The following is a 20,047-nucleotide window of genomic DNA, read 5'->3' on the forward strand; positions in this document are numbered from 1 at the left end:
ACAAATAACAGGAGACCTTTACAAAACTCCAGTAGTTGAAAACTTATAGCCAAGACTTTTGCAAAACTATATTATTGCCAATAACGACGATATCGTGCTCGCCAGGTTTCCACCTCAATGCTATTATTTGAAAAACGCAATGACACGGCTCCGTCTATATCACTACGCAATAATTTACTCCCTAATTGGCGATAACGTTCTGCCACTGCTTTATCAGGATGTCTAAAACGATTTCGATAACCAACGGTAAAAATAGTGAGCTCAGGATTAACCTGACGTATAAATGCTTCACTTGAAGAAGTTTTGCTGCCATGATGCGGCGCGATTAATACTGTTGATGGCAGCACATTCCTTCCACGATCCAGCAGCGCCTGTTCGGACTGCCTGCCAATATCAGCTGGCAGCAATATACTGCCATGGCGCGTACTGATTTTTAATACACAACTAGATTCATTGGTATTACGCTTAGGATTCCGATAATCCTGTATCAGAGGATGTAACGATTCAAACAGTACGCCATCCCATTCCCATGAAATATCTGTATGACAAGGATGTCTATTGGTAGAGAATCGTTGTTGTATCGGATGATCCGTATTCAGCGATGATATCAATCGTAATGTCGGTATTGAATCCAGAATTGACAAGGCTCCACCGCTATGGTCTGAATCAGCATGCGACACAATTATCGTATCAAGCTGTTTGATACCCTCCCCTCGTAAAAATGGCACAACAATACGGTGACCGCTATCGGTTTCACCAAAGCCAGGCCCGCTATCGAACAAAAGCGTATAATTCTTAGTACGTGCGACAACGGCCAAGCCCTGACCGACATCTAATACAGTCAGCCACAGTTCTCCCTTTGCCGGTTTAGATGGTGGTATCAGAAACATCGGCAGCAGGGCCACTATTCCCAGCCAGCGTGCTGGAAAACCTGAGAAAAAACCCAGTCCTGAACTACCTGGTAACAAAATCCAAATGACACCAGTTACTCCCGCCATTATGGTCCACGTTGGCGGAGCATGTTGCTGCCAAACAGCATAAGGCGCATTACTCAGCCCTTGCAATATCTGCATGCCGCCACTCAGTATTCCGTGTGCGGGCAATAATAAGAAATCAAGCATGGGTATCGTTGCTAATAATGTTAACGGTACCACCGCCAGACTAACCAAGGGAATCGCGATCGCATTAGCTATCGGTGACACCAGCGATACTTGCTGGAACATTCCCAGTAATAATGGCATCAGACCCAGTGTAATCGCCCACTGTACCCGCACCCATTCAAGTAGCCAATGTATTGAACCAATACGTCCAACTGTTACCAGCATGATCATGGCTATTGCACCAAATGAAAGCCAGAAACCGGGTGAACATACTGCCCAAGGATCTAGCAGGATTACCCATAATAAAGCCCATGTGAGCACAGTTGTCGCCGAGGTAATACGCCCTCTCCATAACGCAACCGCCACAACCGCAAGCATACAAAACGCACGTTGTGCAGGAATCGAAAAACCAGAAAGAAATGTATAACCCAGTGCTACTACCAATCCTGCAATAACAGCAATCCTACGTGCCGGTACACGCAATAGTAGATAGGGGCTCCAACACCATAGTCGATAAACCAATGCAAATACCATGCTTGAAACCATCGTAATATGGAGCCCAGAAATCGCTACAAGATGATTGGTGCCTGTACGTGAAAATATTTGCCACTGCTCCCGCGTGATAGCACGTTGATCACCTGTTGCCAGCGTGATCAAGACACCGGCATATGCCTCACCAGATAAGATTCGAGTAAAACGATCACGAATTTCCTGACGTATACGCTCTATCCAATAGGCTGGATGATTCACTATCTTATCCAGACGTAGATTATGATCGGATGATCGAACATAGCCCGTGGCCCGAATATTGCGTTCCAACGCCCATGCCTCAAAATCAAAGCCATGCGGATTAGCATGACTAAACGGGCGTTTCAAACGTACCGTTATCTGCCAGCGCTCTCCTGCCTTGACTTGAGGTAAGGTAACTTCACCTACTTCATGATGTTGATGACGCGTTTTGTACCAGGCAAGTGAAATATGTTCGGGAACATGAGCCCCTGCCGTTAACACCTCCTCAACATCAAATAAGAATCTTAAATTACGATTATTGCTCTGCGGTAAGCTCGCCACGATACCTATTAGCTGGATATCACGACTTTCCCACTCATATGGCAGCGAATCAGTTAAACGCCATTGCGCAAATATGGCTGCCCAGAAGAATCCTGCACTGAAAAAAAATATACCCCATAAAATCTTCTTAGCAGCAACAGAGAGAACTACTTGGGAACTCCACGGTATCCGTAAACCTATCGCCATTAAGATTAACGTCCAGGCCCAGAAGTTTTCCGGCAATACCGCCTGTCGCTGCAACCAGCCTGCGCCAAAAGCAAAGATGAAAATACTCACCTGAATGGACAATTACCCACATTCCTCCACTGAGCAAACACAGACTCACAGGCCCTTGCTGTAACACCTTCAAGCAAAGTAACCTGCACGTTTTCTGAGATACAGAGTACAACACAACAATACGGAACAGTCATTTAATAACGTATACCACATTACTCTCATTCGTAATAAATCCGAAATCCAGTTTTTATTATCTGTTCGATAAGGTGTACACTACCCTGCACATAAATTTGTTATCTAGTTACTGGATTTAAACTTGAAGCACCATAATTTATGTTAGCTCAATATGGTTCGTGCACATTCTTTTCCCAGAAAACTTAAAGGGACTTTGCACATGATTGAAAAGTCAATCTCTTCCCCTTCTACTGCCACACAACATAGCGTCAACAAAATGCCAGAGAAACAGGCAGGCGATATATTCCCGATTGTAGGCATTGGAGCTTTTTCCGGCGGGTTACGCGCATTCATCAAATTATTCAAGATATTACCCACAGATACGGGAATGGCCTTTGTGCTAATACAGCACCTGGATTCCAACTATATCAGCCTACTCCCCGAGCTGATAACATGCGTAACGCCCATACCAATCATTGAAGTACATAAAACGATACGGGTCAAACCCAATCACATTTATATCATGCCACCCAATCATAGCCTGATACTGGTACAGGGCGCACTCCATCTTATATCCCGTCCGAATATACGTAGCATGTATCTACCGATTGATGATTTTCTACACAGCTTGGCGCAAGATCAACAAAACACTGCAATTGGGATCATCCTCTCAGGTACTTCTTCAGACGGCACATTCGGCATACAGGCTATTAAAACCGTTGGTGGGATTACATTTGCTCAAAGCGAAGATTCTGCCGAATATGACGATATTCCACATAGCGTGATCGCCGCTGGCCATGTCGACTTTGTTTTATCGCCAGAAGAAATTGCTCAAAAATTGGCACAAATCGCACACCACCCTTACTTATGTCAAGAGCCACCTGATGCTAATAAAAAAATATCGGGCATGGATAGCTACGATATCACCAAAATTCTGATTTTGTTATACACACATACCAACATTGATTTCACTTATTATGAACATAAGGCTATCTGGCAGCGTATCAGACGGCGCATGGTGCTACAACAGTTGGATAAAACGAAGAGTTATGCGAGGTTTCTACAGGCTCATCCAGAAGAATTGGATGCATTGTCTCAGGATATAATGATTAATCTCAACGGCTTTTTCCGTGGCGCTGAGAACTTTGAAACACTCAAAAATGAAGTCTTTCCTCACCTCATGCAAGAAAATTCCAGCAAGCGGAGATTGTGCGTCTGGATACCAGCCTGCTCCACTGGCGAGGAGGCTTATTCGGTTGCAATTGCGTTATTTGAATTTCTGGATGATCAGGTTAATACAAATCATATTCAGGTTTTTGCGTCTGATATTGATAAGCAGGCAATTGACAAAGCCCGCCAGGGAATCTATCCGCAGAGCATATGCAAACATATCGGATCAGAACGGTTACAGCGCTTTTTTATCAAAACAACGTCTGGCTATCAAATCTGCAAGTCTATTCGTGACATCTGTACTTTTGCGGTACAAAATGTTGCCACAGATCCACCCTGCTCCTATTTTGATCTGATTTGTTGTCGCAACCTACTAATTTATCTAGATATAACAATTAAAAAAAAGATCCTGCAGGCGTTTCATTATGCCTTGAAACCAAATTGTTTTCTTATGCTGGGGATGCCGGAAGCTATTGACAGTGAGAGTAAACTTTTCTTTCTGATCAACAAAAAGAATAAGATCTATATTCGCAAATCTCTGGAAAGTCAATCAGGTTTTGATTTCCCAACCATGGCTTACACACCACGGACGCTTTCCACTCCTCATTCGATGGCCCCTGCAGCTACCAGCATTCAACGAGCGGCCGAGAATCTAATTCTGGATCAGTACGGCCCATCAGGTGTCATTATTGATCAGAACTTACAGATACTTTATTTTCATGGCCAAAGCAGTCCTTATATCGATTCATCTAAAGACAATATTCATCACCATCTATTCGAAGTAGCACATCAGGAAATTATACCGGATCTGCGCATGGCGGTGCATCAGGCGATCAGGAAACACTGCAATGTACGCAGAGAAGGAATACGCATACGTCATAATAATGATGATAACTATTTAAATCTGCAAGTCATTCCTCTCATTAGTCAAATAATGACCACATCTGCTTATCTGGTATTATTTGAGTCCGACTATGAAATTTCTATTTCACCGATCCAATCCCAAGTAGAAAAAAACAGAATAGACACCAAGAATCGACACCTCCAGGACAACCAACATAAATGGCTTATCAAACAACGGAACAGGCAATTTATCATTAAGAAACAGGAAAAATGTAATCAAGAGTTGCAATGTGCCAACGAAGAATTAATGATAATAACTCAGGAATATGCAGGCTATAGTTGCGAATCAAACAGGATTCATAATAACTTAATTAGCTTGCTAACCAGTATTGACACCGCAATCGTAATCTTGCATGAGAATTTATGTGTTAAATATTTTACCCCTGCCGCAAAACAGCTGTTGCATCTAGCTGATACTGATATTGGGCGATCCATTTGCAGTATTCACATCCATATCAATACTTCCATTCTAAAAAACAGAATAAAGCAGGTCTTTAAAACCGGCCTGCCACAATCCTTTCAGACGCAAAATCACAGCGGACGATGGTACAATTTTCACTTATGCCCCTACAAGATACGGTCAGGCGATACTAATGATGTCATGATATCTATTAATATAGACAATCTTAAAAAGACTCAACCATGACTCTAGATGAAACAAACAAATATCGGAGTACAGGCCATTTAGGTAATTACAGCATAAAAAAACTTTGTTTCGGCAGATCCAGTGCCATGTCAAGAACGACCCTCCTCTCCAGCACTGGAAAAACCATGACTATATTATTCAATAAAATAGATCATCCATCCACCATCGCTATTACCATAAGGGAGGTGACATGATTCACAGACATAACAATAATAGAAGATCGGATGACAGCGAAATTCGCAGCAAAGTGGAACTGCTCGCCGAGTTACAAATCCGTCAGATAGAGCTAGAGATACAAAACCGCGAACTTAAAGCAGCACAACAACAATTAGAAACAACCCGTGACCGATTGTCAGATCTTTATGATTTTTCTCCCGTAGGCTATCTGACATTAGACAAAACCGGGCGCGTCTTGGAAATCAATCTGACTGGATCTGCCATGCTTGGTGAAAAGCGTGCATCCATTGTGGGAGAACCATTAACAGCCTATATTGTTCAGAGCGACAGTCACATATTCTTTCATTATCTTCAGCAGATTTTTAATTCCCCCAGCAATACCATTATCGAACTGAGAGCTAATAACGCTCAAAAGTTTCCCAATACAATCAAACATGTCCGTCTGGAAAGTATAATGGTGCCAGGCACCAAGACCTGTCGCACAATTATGACCGACATCAATCAACTCAAAGAAACAACCAATCGCAATCACGAACTATTACAGGAAAATCGTCGGCTCATGCAGAATCTATTTAAGATTCAGGAAGAAGAACGCCGTCTCCTCGCGCGCGAATTACATGATGAGCTAGGTCAATGGCTGACTGCCATTTATGCAGAAGCTGAGGCAATTCTTAATCAATCTCGCGAAAAAGGCCCCATCCATACCAGCGCACAAGCTATCAGCGAGTGCGCTAGAAAAATGCATGAAATCATTCACAGTATGCTGCATCAGTTACGTCCCGCATTACTTGACTCGCTTGGACTGGTCGATGCATTACTTGATCTAAGAAAACATTGGCATGCACATCATCCCCATATCGCTCTCGAATTTAAACTACAAGGAGACCTGAATAGACTCGGTGAACAAATTAATATTACTGTATTCCGCATCATTCAGGAGGCACTCAATAATATCTACAAGCATGCCCAAGCCAGTCAGGCCAAGGTACTACTGAGTCGTCGATCGAACAAAACTTCCATAGATAACAATCTATTACTATATGTGGAGGACAACGGTAAAGGTTACCGTCCAGACCAGATATCCAAAGGACTAGGATTACTCGGCATACGTGAACGAACAATTGCTGCAGGTGGTAAATTTACTGTGCGCAGCACCCCGGACCACGGCACACACCTTCATGTAAGATTACCACTTAGTCGCTTAAACAAGAGGAGAAGAACTGATGATTTCTAACACGACCCATCAACCCATCACCGTAATGCTGGTGGATGACCATCCTGTCGTACTTACCGGATATCGCCGCCTGCTTGAAAGCACGATGGATATCAGTGTGATTGCGGAAGCCAACGATGGCGAAACGGGCTATATTCTCTATCAGACACATGAGCCTGATGTAGTGATTCTTGATCTCAATATGGTTGGTATCGATGGCTTAGAGACCATGCGCCGCATCAGAGCAAAAAGTCCGGAAGCACGCATCTTAATATTTAGTATGCATATCAATGAAACCCTGGTTCTCCGCGCATTAAAATTAGGCGCTGCCGGCTACCTCACTAAACATTGTGGCGCAAAACAAATGATTCAAGCCATACGTCAAGTAAAACAGGGACAAAAATATATTGATCCGGAATTAGCTTCTAGTATCGCTATCAGCTTGACAATGGAAAACTCCTCCGAAGATCCATTGAATAGCCTGTCTGCACGTGAATTTCAAATCTTCAAACTGATGGCAGAAGGTAATTCATGTGCGCAAATTGCAGGCACGCTCACTATCAGTCCTAAGACTGTTGGAGTTCATCATACTAATATTATGAAAAAGCTAAAATTAAATAATTCATCTCAGCTTGTTCGTCTAGCCATTAATTGTGACATTATCCAGGTATAGCATCACCTCCATCTAATAGAAAAACTATCCCACACTCTTTAAACCGCTATATTCTTAATATTTCTTAAAGAAATTGCCCGTTCTGTAAATTCACACAGCGCTGTATCAATCCTATTCCTTTTAAGGAATTTCCCTAGCCAGGAATAAGCTATTCGCTTATTTCCTTTCAATCCTCCCTGCACCAGAATCTATATAGCCCAACCTAGATAATGGTTTGGCGGTAGCTTGTCTATTTAACTTCTTGATTAAGAGGAAAAAAATGAATCAATTCGACAAAAAAATCCTAGTGGCAAGCATCATTCTTGCCTTCGGTGCCACAGGCAGTGCTTGGGCAAACCCGACTAATACAGCTACTACAGAAGCTAATGATCAGCAGGCAATCGCTGAAAGCAATCAAAGTGGTGCGGGCATAGCGGCCAATGAGACCTCGGAGGCAAGTGATAATACCAATAATAGTCAAATGACGACAACCGATAATCATAGCGACAACAGCAACAACAGCGACCAAAGCAACAACAGCGACAACAGCGACAACAGTAATAACAGCGTCGCTTCCGTTGCTGATAATAACAGCGATAACAGCAATAACAGCGACAACAGCAACAACAGTGACCAAAGCAACAACAGCGACAACAGCGACAACAGCAATAACAGTGTTGCCTCCGTTGCTGATAATAACAGCGATAACAGCAATAACAGCGACAACAGCAACAACAGCGACCAAAGCAACAACAGCGACAACAGCAATAGCAGCAATAACAGTGTTGCCTCCGCCGTTGATAATAACAGCGACAACAGCAATAACAGCGATCAAAGTAATAACAGCGACAACAGTAATAGCAGCAATAACAGCGTTGCTTCCGCCACTGATAACCACAGTGATAACAGTAATAACAGCGATAACAGTAATAATAGCGACCAAAGCAACAACAGCGACAATAGCAATAACAGCGATAATAGTGTCGCTTCTGTGACTGATAACCACAGTGACAACAGCAATAACAGCGACAACAGCAATAATAGCGACAACAGCAATAACAGCGACAACAGTAATAACAGCGACAATAGTGTTGCTTCGGTGACTGATAACCACAGCGACAACAGCTCAGCCAGCGCAACGGATGCTGCCGCTAATAATGGCAGTACTGCTTATTCAGATCGTTCAGATAACAGTATCGCCAACGCAGACGGAAACGGTTCAGCTGCAGCCAACAACGGCAGCACGTCAACGGTTAATAATAGTGATCTCAGCGATAACAGCCTCGCAAATGCAAATGCACAGGGCGCAGCGGCGGCCAATAACGGCAGCACCGCAACAGTTGACAACAGTGATAACAGCGACAACAGCTTTGCAGGTGCCAGTGCGGAGAATTCAGCGGCAGCTAACAACGGCAGCACCGCAACCGTTGATAATACCAACAACAGCGATAACAGCCAGACAATGGCAAGCGGCATAGGATCTGCAGCAACAAAAAATGGAGATGCAACAGCCAGTTATTCGGTTAACAATTCATCGCTGAGTGGCTCAGTAACCGGCGCAGGTACCGAGGCAAGCATAACCTCAGATGGTATGGGTAACGCCACATTAACCGCTAGCAATACCGTTACGGATTCCTTTAATGGTTCAGCAGGTATTAACCAAAGCGTTCAAAACAATGGTGCCAGTGCTCTGGCTCAACAACAAGTTTCTTTCCAGGGTAACGTAAACGTTAATTCTAGTGGCGGCGGCGTTGCACCCTAATCTCTCAGCAGGCAGAAACGAATAAACAATACCAGCTAGAAAACGATCATTCCAAGGAGAAATAAAAATGAATCAATTTAACAAAAAAATCCTAGTGGCAAGCATTATTCTCGCTTTTGGCACCACAGGCAGTGCTTGGGCCAACCCAACTAATACAGCAGATACCGCAAATGATCAGACTGCCACGGCCACCAATGATCAGAATTCATCGGGCCTAGCGGCTAATGAATTTTCATCTGCAACTGACAATACAAACAATAGTGTTGCTAATTCAACGGATGACAACAGCAACAACGCTGACAACAGCAACAGTAGCGACAGCAGCAATAACAGCAATAACAGCGATAACAGCCAGGTTTCTATGACGGATGACAACGGCAACAACAGCGATAACAGCAATAACGCTGACAACAGCAACAACGCTGACAACAGCAATAACAGCAATAACAGCGATAACAGCCAGGTCTCTATGACGGATGACAACGGCAACAACAGCGATAACAGCAATAACGCTGACAACAGCAACAACGCTGACAACAGCAATAACAGCGATAACAGCGATAACAGCCAGGTCTCCATGACGGATGACAACAGCAACAACAGCGATAACAGCAACAGCAGCGACAACAGCAACAACAGCGATAGCAGCGACAACAGCCAGATCTCCATGACGGATGACAACAGCAACAACAGCGATAACAGCAACAACAGCGACAACAGCAACAACAGCGATAACAGCAACAACAGCGACAACAGCGATAACAGCCAGATCTCCCTGGTGGATGACAACAGCAATAACAGCGACAACAGCAATAACAGCGATAACAGCAACAACAGCGATAACAGCAACAACAGCGATAACAGTGATAACAGCCAGATCTCCATGACGGATGATAATAGTGATAACAGTTCAGCCAGCGCAACGGATGCTGCCGCAAATAATGGCAGTACTGCCTACTCAGATCGTTCAGATCACAGCAGTGCTAATGCGGGCGGAGAAGGTTCATCAGCAGCTAATAATGGCAGCACGGCAACCGTTGATAACAGTGATAGCAGCGATAACAGTCTGGCAAGTGCAAGTGGACAAGGCTCGGCTGCAGCTAATAATGGCAGCACGGCAAATGTTGATAACAGCAACAACAGCGATAACAGCAACGCAATGGCGAGCGCTCAAGGTTCAGCAGCAGCTAACAATAACAGTACCGCAACCGTTGATAATACCAACAACAGCGATAACAGCCAGACAATGGCAACTGGTAATGGAGCTGCGGCAGCACAAACGGGCAATGCCACCAGTACCTATTCGGTTAATAATTCCGATCTCAGTGGCACAGTAACCGGTGCAGGCGTCGCTACGACAGCAACAGTCGGTGCAGGCGAAGCTGTTCTAACCGCCAGCAATTCGCTTAATAATGCTTTCAACGGCGCAGCAGGTATTAACCAAAGCATCCAGAATAACGGGGCTAATGCCATGGCACAACAACAAGTATCTTTCCAAGGCAATGTAAATGTCGGGCAATAATAATTAAAACTGACGATATCGATCAGCTTTAATTAGTCATGCTGGCCAGTGAGTGAGTGTCTGTTTTACTTCTCACTGGCAGTCTCTAGCAGAACAGAGGCAAAATAAAATGAGGGGGATAAAATGGCTTTGGTTCTAAAGGGGTGCATGTTTCTTCTCTTTGCTTGGACATTATTACCCATTCCTGTGGCTAAGGCTTCTTCTGCCCAATCTGATAATAGGCTACCATTTTCTTTAGCTGAAACAGTGTCGGTAGATGAGCTTGAGACTGCACGAGGTCGCGAAGGGGTGAATATAACGGCACTGAATAACATGAATGTTCAGGCTATGTTAACCGATAATACCGCAAATAATACTATTACAGGGTCCAATAGAATAGACACAGGGGCATTTGCAGGTTCAGGCGGGATGTTCTCAGTTATTCAGAACAGCGGGAACAACGTTATTATTCAGGACTCAACTATTGTGAACGTCACAATCCTGCCCTAACATAAAAGCAGCATCTTAAATATGAACAGATTTTCTATTCGTGTGACAGCAACGATGAAACACTTCTTTGTTCAATGCACTTTACTTCTGATCATGGTGTCGCCATTCTTGAGTAATGCTAATGCTTTTAATCTCAATGGAATGGCAGGAGGTGGAAACTTCAATATTCCCGGAAAAAGCTTTGCTGAAAAACGATTCAGCACTGTTTATAAGCAACAATATGATTTTAGTTGTGGCTCCGCAGCATTAGCCAGCCTTCTTACTTTTCATTATGACGATGAAATCACTGAACAGAGTGTATTTATTGATATGTATCAGAATGGTGATCAAGAAAAGATTAAGGCGCAAGGCTTCTCCTTATTAGATATGAAAAATTACCTGGAACGACGAGGATATCGATCAGACGGCTTCAAAATAAAATTAGATCAGCTACTTGCAGCCAACAATCCTGCTATTACTATTATCAATGCGAATGGCTATTTACATTTTATTATTATTAAGGGAATTGATGAACGACGCGTTCTAGTAGGCGATCCGGCGATCGGCGTAAATATAATGCCCCGGGACAGATTTGAAGAAATATGGGGGAATCGTATCTTGTTTTTAATTCATGCAGAAAATGGAAAAAAAGCCACTGATTCTCAGAATCAGAAAGAATGGGTATCTCGTACAGCACCATTAGGTGTTGCGATCGATCGAGCAAGTCTAGGTGCATTTAATATTTTACAGCCAGGGCCATTTGATTTCTAACGAGGCGTTCTAAATGAAAATAAATAAGAGAGCCATTCACCAAAAAATTATAGAGGGCATATTTTTTCTAATGATCCTAGAAGGTTCCGCTTTAGCTTATTGTCAGTCATTGACTGACAGAGCATTAAACGAATCGCTTTCCATCGAGCAGTATAATCACTGGATTTTGGCCACAGATAGTGAACTAGCACAGCAAAGAGGGGGATTTCTTCTGCCAAATGGCGTAAATATTAACTTCAGCTTAGAAAAAATTATCTTTCTAAACGGCGTAGAAGCTTCTTCTTCTTTTTTCCAATTACCAGAAAACGGTTCATTGATACAAAATGGCGATCAAAATCTAGCATCTGACCTGACAGGCTCAGCTCTAAATGGCATCATACAAAATAATTTAGATAACCAAGTCATCAAAACCATTAATGAAATTAATATAGAGATAAGTAATCTACAAAATATAGATTCAAACCATAGTAAGGTTTTTACTGATTTTATTATGCCGAATGTACAGTAATAACGTTAAAAATAAAATGGACAAACTGTATTCCAGACCCAACCGGATTTGATAATCGCTGTAACAAAAAGATATTGTTCAGCATAATGTTATTTAAAATATCTAAAAGAGCATTGTTTCTCTGTCTACTTGTTAAATTAATTTACCCATCTCCTTATTATCATCATCACACATCTTATATATCTATTTACCCAGGCCATTCTATTTTTATTTCATATTCCAATTCTGGTGATGCCAACTTCATCCATCGTATATGACACAGTTAACCTATTTCATATAGATTCCATTACTTCGAGTAAAAATGAAGAAAAAATACAGTGAAATAAAAGAGAAAATTTGCAATATGCCATCTTTTCCGTTCAAAATAATTAAATATTTTCTTATCCCGATTTGTTTTTCTCTCATCAATGGAAGCTATGCAGAAACAACAAGGCCTAATAATGATTCATTGGAGCAATACAGACAGCTGCTTGCTGAGCAGGAAAAAAAATTTGAGAGGCAACGTCAGATTCTCGATGAGCAAGGTAAGGAATTAGAACGTCTAAAAAAACATTTAGATACACTTTCCAGCCAATCAAAAAATTTTTCAGATAAAATAACATCCCCTCCTCCTTCGGAGGTCGCAAAAACCAATAAAAGTGTAAATAAATCAACAAACTCATCGAGCCAATCCCCCACCGGGCCAGTCGGACAGGCTCCCCCTCAATCAAAAGAACCAACAAGACCGCCAGAAATGCCTAGATTAAGCGAAACCATAGGCGGTGTGCTAACAAGAAAGAAAAGTATTGTTCTTGAACCCTCCATGGAGTATGCCTTTACAAGCAACAATCGCGTATTCCTTGATGCGTTTACATTTTTACCTGCTATTGCCATTGGTCTTATCGACCTTCGTCAGGTTAAACGCCATAGTTTTTTTGCAAGCATCGGAGCACGTTATGGTGTAACAGACCGCTTAGAAATAGAGGCCCGGGTTCCTTATGTCTATCGTTTTGATACACAGCGCTCTCGAGCAGTCAGTATCGGTGCTGGTGTCGATGAGACTTTTAGAGCAGATGGAAATAATATAGGCGATATCGAGCTGGCTGCTCGATATCAACTTACGAATGGTTCAGGTGGTTGGCCTATTCTCGTTGGCAATCTCATTGCAACCATACCTACAGGAAAGAGCCCATTTGATATTAAATTTGTAGAAGCACAAGGTGTACCTGGTGCCAGATTCCCAACAGAATCTCCAACAGGCACCGGTTACTTTAGCATTCAACCAAGCATAACCGCACTTTATCCAACCGATCCAGCTGTTTTTTTCGGCAATATCAATTATGGTTACAATGCCAGCACTAATGAGAATGTAGGAAAAATAGATCCTGGGGACGCGCTCGGCATCACCTTTGGTATGGGATTTGGCGTTAACGAACGATCATCATTTAACCTGGGATATTCGCATAGGCATCTTTTTAGTTCCAAAATTAATGGCAACCGAATAGGAGGAAGTAGTCTGGATATTGGACAATTTCTACTGGGTTATTCATTCAAGTACTCCAGTCGAACCAATTTTAACTTATCCGTAGGTATGGGCACAACGGACGATGCGCAGGATGTAAGGCTTACCTTCAGGGTACCGACAACTTTTTAGTTGTTTCAGAAAAAATATTTGTATCGAAATCTATTCTATTACATGCATATAGGAAGGATAAGTTCTCAAGAGCAACGCTTATTTTTATCGCAATAATATTAAAACAAGCGGTTTATATGCATCGTATTACATCTGCGAGACTTTTGCAAAAGCCCTCGCTATAGGTTTTTTACTATTGATTACAAAGGGTTAATTTTTCAACTACTGGAGCTTTGCAAAGGTCTCCTACCATCGCCTTATCATATATATAACAATAACACCAAATTATTATTCACCTCATGGAAAGAATATTTCCACGAAGTGAATAAGTGTGCTTCTGCCTATGACAAAACGACCTCTTGGACTCATTCAATATAGATTTTTCATAATAATGGAACAAGCTCAGGATTAGACCGAATAGATAGTTAAAAATCGCAAATAAAACAAACTACCGACAGACAAAAACAATAATAACTACATTTTCTCAATTTATAGCATAAACCAAACGATCATTCCTATGGCGATAAAAACTACTCCCGAAATGCCCATTAATTTCAGTACATTTGCATCTGTATCTCTTCTATTTTCACTCATAACTACTATCTCCTTATTATAAAGCTACTATCTCGGTTTAAAATTTATATATCACCTGTTTTATAAAAAAACCGATGAATACATACCTCTCGCTTTGAAAGCCAAACAATGACTAAAAAAAATTTGTGCAATCACTTCTTTAAAAATTGATTGTGCCTTCTCGTAGTTTCTATAGAGAAATTACTATATTGCTTTTTTAATGCAAATCCAGTAACTGTCTACTACTTTAAATATAATAGCCTGTCATTATGATTACCATAATTCCCATAAACCAACCATGGGTAAAATATTGTAACACATATTCCTCAATGACGAAAGTTAGACAGCAAAACATCTTGGCCTGAGATATTTTACTGTTAGTCTAACACCAACATCATCGCCCTGCCTACTAAAGAATAAAGATTCCTACGGTATTTCAGCACATTGATCGCACCGACCACTGCAATCTGATTTTCGTATTCATAATTAGCACAAGAAATATTAGTAGTATTTTTCAATTATCCTTCGATAAATAATAAGATAACTGCGTAACTGGCCAAAACCTGCATAGTGGCTCTTTTCTAAGAACCGAGACTTTTGCAAAGGTCTCGAACCACTTGTCGTACGCACAAAGGGCCGAACCTGCGTTTAAGTCCACCAGAATACTGCACGATTTGGTGACGTATGCGGTTGATCAGCCGATTAATTTATTTTTTGATGTCGAGCAGGACTGATTGACTGACGTAACACGCAACTCTGAATAAAGCCGATCTTCTCTTATCATCACAAATTTTTCTATAGCCGTATCAAAAACAGCGAACCTTCTTTAGCCAGTAGCGCGCATCAGGATTAGTCATTCGATAATCGAGAATCTGCTTCGGTTTCGCCTTCCTGGTGATCATTCGAAAATATCGATACAAGCGTTTATGGAGCGGTAGTGAATCACGTCGCAGCGTGCTGCCTTAACCTTTTCATTTGAATAAACCAGCTTGTCGATTCATTTATTCAAATTGCTCTCGATTCAACTCTAGATCAAAATGAACGCCTGGAGCATCTGCATCATGACACAAAATCCCAGATCAAAGAATTCATCTGAATTACGGGCATACAATTAACCATAGCGTAATCTATGGCAATCATTTTATTATGCTGCTTCATATTTTCAAACATTCTGCTATCTTGTTACATAACCATGCAAATACCCGAAGTCGTCATATAACATTCCAGTTTATTTCTTAAGATATTGGCCTCTATTATCAGGCGTTCCATCTGGCCAAGCACTAAATGGAAATGGATGCTGCTCACTATTAAATGTAAGAAAAATCACTATCTGATAAATATATGTGCTCAGGTTCTGACTAAATTTAAGCAATTGCTCATTTGTTTTCCCCGTCAGTATGATAGTCACGAACTGAAACAACATCACTATAAAAACCAGGAATTTTGTAAAACCATATATCACAATAAAAAACAGCATATAAAGGCCGCGCTGCCAAGTCTCATTTCTTTGTAATCTTTGCTTAATCTCTTCTTTCATATTGCTCTCCTTCGCTTTGAATAAATAATCAACCTAAATAGCTATTTCTCATTTGCAACAAGCAATAGATGCAATGATTCTTATTTTCTAATATATTAAATTCACACGCTATGAGACTTTTGCAAAAACCCTTGCCAGAAGTTTTCTGGCTATTGATTATAAAGGGTTAATTTTTAAACTATTGGGGTTTTGCAAAGGTCTTCCCTAATGTATTTTATCCAATGCAATTTTATTGCCGTAGCGCAGCGAAAAATTCTCAACTTGAATAACCCATTGTGGATTACAACGACAATACTCTCCGATGTTGCAATCCATATGCAAATTGCATGGCAAGCATGTTAACCCCAGACTTTACAATAAGCGAATTCTCTAATGGAAGCTGCTAGAGAAACCTATTGGATATATTAGGATTTATATAAATTACAATGGCTAAGCTTTGTAAGCCTTGCTTCCAAACAATATCGTTAGAAGTTGCTTATTCGATTAATTTCTCGTTATTAGTAAATTGCTAATGGAAAATCTGGGATAAAGCCAACACCCACCAATGTCTTCTCAGGCCATCTTCCCAATACGCAAGTAAATTCGGTCAATCATGATGTTTTATTTCACTACATGAAGCGCCAAAATGAAAACAGCTATAACAACGGTGATGCTTCATGCTCACCGGTATCTTTAGACTTTGGGCCAGCGTATCACCCAAGGCGTAATCTGGATCATCATCTACCAAGGTACAAGCATAAATTTTTATATGTCCATTGATTTTCACAATCATCCTGCTAAATGCACACATAAAATCACCGCGGGATTTTTCAGTCTGGTAATTTACCATACAGCTTTCAGTAATCTGTGGCGCGGATACTTCAGCCCCAGGCAAATAAAATTCTGGAAACTCAACCCGCTGCAAATTCTCAGGCAGTCCAGCTGCCCGAAAAACATCGGCAAAATGTTTAGCAACCAAATCCGATGATATGCCTGGCAAAATCTGATTTGCAACAGATAACACAAATCCCATTTCATGCAATCTTCGCAAGCCATCCAGTGCCAATGCAAACATCCCCACCCCACGTCCAGCATCATGTCGATCTGCTTCGAAATGATCCAGGCTGACACGAAAATGCAACGAATGCGCTTGTTCACGTAGAGATTCAAGCTGTTTCAAGCGTTTGATAAGCGGTTCAGTCGCATTCGTCAGCACCAGGCAGGGGCGGTATTTCAACGCATAATCAAGAATACGTATCATATCCTTATTAACAAAAGGCTCCCCGCCGGTGAAAGAAAATTGCTTAACACCTAATGTAAGCGCCTCATCAATAAATGGTTTTATATCTTCAAAGCGCATTAATTGCAGGCGATTATCGCCGGGTTTTGACCCTTCCAAACAGAAAGGGCAAGCTAGATTACAAGCGGTGCCGGTATGAAACCACAGCTCATCCAATGCGTAAGATCGTATAAAACCACGAGGCTCACCATCTGGCGTGATATACCATTTTTCTGAACGTGCGGGCCATTCACTATGAACAAGCGTCCCTTTTGTGTTCATCGTCAGCAGCACCCCCCTTTTTTCTCACTTGCTACCGCATCAAAAGGAATGCCCGTACCACAGCCAGGAAAAATACCAAAGTGTTGACTAAAATCACCATAAAAATCAAAATGATTGATGAACCGAGTATCATGCAGCATGCGCCATGTATTACCACAAACTGGAAACTGTTTTCCCGTTTCAATGTAATGATGCGCATCCAATCTAAATGCGTGCGGATGGTATGGTATGGTGCCACGATATACTACAGATTGTCCGTGATCTTCACAGGAAAACTCCAGATCGCCCAACTTAAATAGTCTATAAGTTGCTGAATAAAAACGAATATTTCCTGTTTTATGCATTAATTTAGCATTATCAATGGTGATAGAACGATCATCAACTAATCGTGGATCCGTAAAGCCGTGCTTGCGTGATAGCTGGAGAAAATCATTCCAGTATAATGCGCCACTTAAACACTCCCCATACAACACTGGATCATGAACCAGGTCTGACGGGATACGCCGATCACTATAGACATCAGAAAAATAGAGCTCCCCTCCCGGTTTAAGCACACGCCAGGCTTCACGTAGCACCGCCCCTTTATCAGGTGCAAGATTAATAACACAATTAGAAACAATAATATCGATACTGGAATCGGCTAATTCAAGTTCATCCAGACGCTCAATATAACCCTGTAAAAATCGTACATTACTATGAGCGTAAGCAAATTTCTTCTGATGATATGTTTCATGCTGACGCGCAACGGCCAACTGCTCCTCGGTCATATCCACTCCAATCACCTGGCCTTGTTCACCTACTAACTGAGCAATCACATAGACATCACGCCCCGCGCCACAACCTAAATCCAGTACGGTCAAACCTTCGAGCAATTCCGGTAATATCAGGCCACAGCCATAATAACGCGCCATTACGGCATCATGTATTTGTGCCAATAATGGTTTCACATAATGAGGCAGACCCGCGTCGGTGCAACAAGCATTCGTCTGTAGATCCTGACTATTACTCAATGTCTTACCATAATATTCCTGAATATTATTATGCATAGCAATCCTTGTAAATGGAGTTATTCGCATACCTACATCACCTGCGAACTGAAATTAGAACGATAACGTGATGCTAACTTATCCGGCGCAACACCACATGCAAAATTCAGCGCTAATTTGCGGTTGCGTCAGGTACGACACCACCAACCATCCTGCCGCCAGCAACGGGAGTCAACTAACATAGCTTCACGTAACGACTGAAAGTATCCCAATTGACGTATTCCCCGTACCAAAGGCACTTCTTCAAATAATGGCCAGGAAGCATGACCACCCACTTTGACTTGACTGCTCCCCTCCACAAACAAAGGGAATTCCCAATTCAACGAATCCAACCTAAATGCGCCTAAATGCAAACAGGACTTACAGATTCTCCAAGGCTGGCACCGCCAGTCCAGCAGCCAAAACATTACGCGCTGCGTTGATGTCTCAATCATGGATGGATCCACATTCCGGACAAGTCCATTCGCGCACATTCAAAGGCATCTTGTTTACGGTATGCCTACATCCTGAACAACATTTGCTGCTTGGATACCATGTTCAATACCCACAAGCTCTCGCCCGTAGAAAGAATGGCGAAGTGCGTTAATCCTAAGTCAATGCCAACTTTGCCGCTAACCTTTGGCTTTAACGTAACAGAGCCGTCGCAGAGCATGGAAATGGGGTATCGGCCCGCTGAATCTTTAGAGACCGTTGCAGTGGTCAATTTTCCTGCCTTAGGAAAGGTGCGCGACCATCTGATATTCAGTGGATCTTTCATCTCTGCCAGCTTCAGAGATTTACCGTCCCACTTGCAAGCGCTGGACGTGCGTTCAGCCGATTACTTGTCATGCTTGCGCTTGAATGACGGGTATTGGGTTCCTTTGGCAAAAAAATTACCGAATGCCGCTTGCAGGTGACGGAGAGATTGCTGCACAGGAACACTGGAAACTTTGTTCAGCCATTCAAATTCAGGCTCTTTCTTTAACTCAGTCAACAAAGAGGAGGTAGCATGATATCCGATTCTTTTTTTCTCGGTATACCCAGCATCAGAGCGAACGCGCAACATGTGATTATAGAAAAATCTGGCGCACCCGAATGTTTGAGCCAGCATAGTTTCTTGCTCAAAAGTTGGGTAAAACCTGAACTTGTATGTGCGCTTAATTTCCATTAACGCACTTTAACAGAAATAGGTGAAAAAATAGGCTTTAGTATCAGCGAAGCTGACTCCCTATCCATCCTCGGTCTTAAGGCCGAGGATGGATAGGGAGTTGAGATGATGAATAAGTCTTCTGGGTCATTTAATACCGTGTCACCTGTTTCTGCGTCATAAAACAAATGCCTTGTTGACTCATACCGTAAACATTGAAAGTGATATCCAGAGTATGAGGCGGTATAATACTTTGCAAA

General features: G+C 42.0%; 16 protein-coding genes. 10 read left to right on the forward strand and 6 right to left on the reverse strand.

All coding sequences use genetic code 11. From position 1 onward, the window contains the following. Positions 1-71: 71 nt before the first annotated feature. Positions 72-2,459, reverse strand: a complete 2,388-nt coding sequence (locus BUQ89_RS10700) for a DNA internalization-related competence protein ComEC/Rec2 (protein ID WP_083399547.1) — start codon at positions 2,457-2,459, stop codon at positions 72-74. Positions 2,460-2,781: 322 nt separating this feature from the next. Between BUQ89_RS10700 and BUQ89_RS10705 the strand changes: the two genes are divergently transcribed. From BUQ89_RS10705 to BUQ89_RS10745, 9 genes are all read left to right on the forward strand, one after another. After that, the gene (locus tag BUQ89_RS10705; RefSeq protein WP_028462542.1) at positions 2,782-5,280 is read left to right on the forward strand and encodes a CheR family methyltransferase; all 2,499 of its coding nucleotides are present in this window, start codon (positions 2,782-2,784) and stop codon (positions 5,278-5,280) included. A 190-nt stretch (positions 5,281-5,470) separates the two neighbouring features. Then, a complete protein-coding gene (locus BUQ89_RS10710) occupies positions 5,471-6,691 on the forward strand; it encodes an ATP-binding protein (RefSeq protein ID WP_051537778.1) in 1,221 nt (406 codons plus the stop codon). After that, on the forward strand, positions 6,681-7,343 hold the full coding sequence (locus BUQ89_RS10715; protein ID WP_028462543.1) for a response regulator: 663 nt from the start codon (positions 6,681-6,683) through the stop codon (positions 7,341-7,343). The genes BUQ89_RS10710 and BUQ89_RS10715 overlap by 11 nt, the downstream gene beginning before the upstream one ends. Positions 7,344-7,602: 259 nt before the next feature. Next, the gene (locus BUQ89_RS10720) at positions 7,603-9,084 is read left to right on the forward strand and encodes a hypothetical protein (protein WP_074202601.1); all 1,482 of its coding nucleotides are present in this window, start codon (positions 7,603-7,605) and stop codon (positions 9,082-9,084) included. A 67-nt stretch (positions 9,085-9,151) separates the two neighbouring features. Beyond that, on the forward strand, positions 9,152-10,606 hold the full coding sequence (locus tag BUQ89_RS10725; protein WP_074202602.1) for a hypothetical protein: 1,455 nt from the start codon (positions 9,152-9,154) through the stop codon (positions 10,604-10,606). A 123-nt stretch (positions 10,607-10,729) separates the two neighbouring features. Continuing rightward, the gene (locus BUQ89_RS10730) at positions 10,730-11,095 is read left to right on the forward strand and encodes a hypothetical protein (protein WP_051537780.1); all 366 of its coding nucleotides are present in this window, start codon (positions 10,730-10,732) and stop codon (positions 11,093-11,095) included. A gap of 21 nt (positions 11,096-11,116) precedes the next feature. Continuing rightward, positions 11,117-11,845 (forward strand): C39 family peptidase, encoded by a 729-nt coding sequence (locus tag BUQ89_RS10735; protein ID WP_245813001.1) that lies wholly within the window; start codon positions 11,117-11,119, stop codon positions 11,843-11,845. Between the two features lie 13 nt (positions 11,846-11,858). Next, the gene (locus BUQ89_RS10740; RefSeq protein ID WP_051537782.1) at positions 11,859-12,353 is read left to right on the forward strand and encodes a hypothetical protein; all 495 of its coding nucleotides are present in this window, start codon (positions 11,859-11,861) and stop codon (positions 12,351-12,353) included. 301 nt (positions 12,354-12,654) lie between these two features. Then, the gene (locus BUQ89_RS10745) at positions 12,655-13,986 is read left to right on the forward strand and encodes a transporter family protein (RefSeq protein ID WP_245813002.1); all 1,332 of its coding nucleotides are present in this window, start codon (positions 12,655-12,657) and stop codon (positions 13,984-13,986) included. A gap of 1,780 nt (positions 13,987-15,766) precedes the next feature. Here BUQ89_RS10745 and BUQ89_RS10750 read toward each other — a convergent pair. The 4 genes from BUQ89_RS10750 to BUQ89_RS10765 all read right to left on the reverse strand — a co-directional run bounded on the left by BUQ89_RS10750 (position 15,767) and on the right by BUQ89_RS10765 (position 18,984). Continuing rightward, positions 15,767-16,075, reverse strand: a complete 309-nt coding sequence (locus BUQ89_RS10750; protein ID WP_028462551.1) for a DUF4389 domain-containing protein — start codon at positions 16,073-16,075, stop codon at positions 15,767-15,769. A gap of 586 nt (positions 16,076-16,661) precedes the next feature. Further along, the gene (locus BUQ89_RS10755; protein WP_143071268.1) at positions 16,662-17,615 is read right to left on the reverse strand and encodes a radical SAM protein; all 954 of its coding nucleotides are present in this window, start codon (positions 17,613-17,615) and stop codon (positions 16,662-16,664) included. A 2-nt stretch (positions 17,616-17,617) separates the two neighbouring features. Next, positions 17,618-18,661 (reverse strand): methyltransferase domain-containing protein, encoded by a 1,044-nt coding sequence (locus BUQ89_RS10760; protein ID WP_028462553.1) that lies wholly within the window; start codon positions 18,659-18,661, stop codon positions 17,618-17,620. 128 nt (positions 18,662-18,789) lie between these two features. Further along, a complete protein-coding gene (locus BUQ89_RS10765; RefSeq protein WP_143071267.1) occupies positions 18,790-18,984 on the reverse strand; it encodes a glycosyltransferase family protein in 195 nt (64 codons plus the stop codon). Positions 18,985-18,998: 14 nt separating this feature from the next. Between BUQ89_RS10765 and BUQ89_RS14280 the strand changes: the two genes are divergently transcribed. Beyond that, positions 18,999-19,247: a hypothetical protein gene (locus BUQ89_RS14280; RefSeq protein ID WP_245813003.1), complete on the forward strand. Its 249-nt coding sequence runs from the start codon at positions 18,999-19,001 to the stop codon at positions 19,245-19,247. Positions 19,248-19,478: 231 nt separating this feature from the next. On the opposite strand, the gene BUQ89_RS14000 is transcribed toward BUQ89_RS14280, so the two are convergent. Beyond that, positions 19,479-19,808, reverse strand: a complete 330-nt coding sequence (locus BUQ89_RS14000; RefSeq protein WP_218146763.1) for a helix-turn-helix domain-containing protein — start codon at positions 19,806-19,808, stop codon at positions 19,479-19,481. Positions 19,809-20,047 lie beyond the last annotated feature (239 nt).

Source organism: Nitrosomonas cryotolerans ATCC 49181 (assembly GCF_900143275.1).
Classification (GTDB): Bacteria; Pseudomonadota; Gammaproteobacteria; order Burkholderiales; family Nitrosomonadaceae; genus Nitrosomonas; species Nitrosomonas cryotolerans.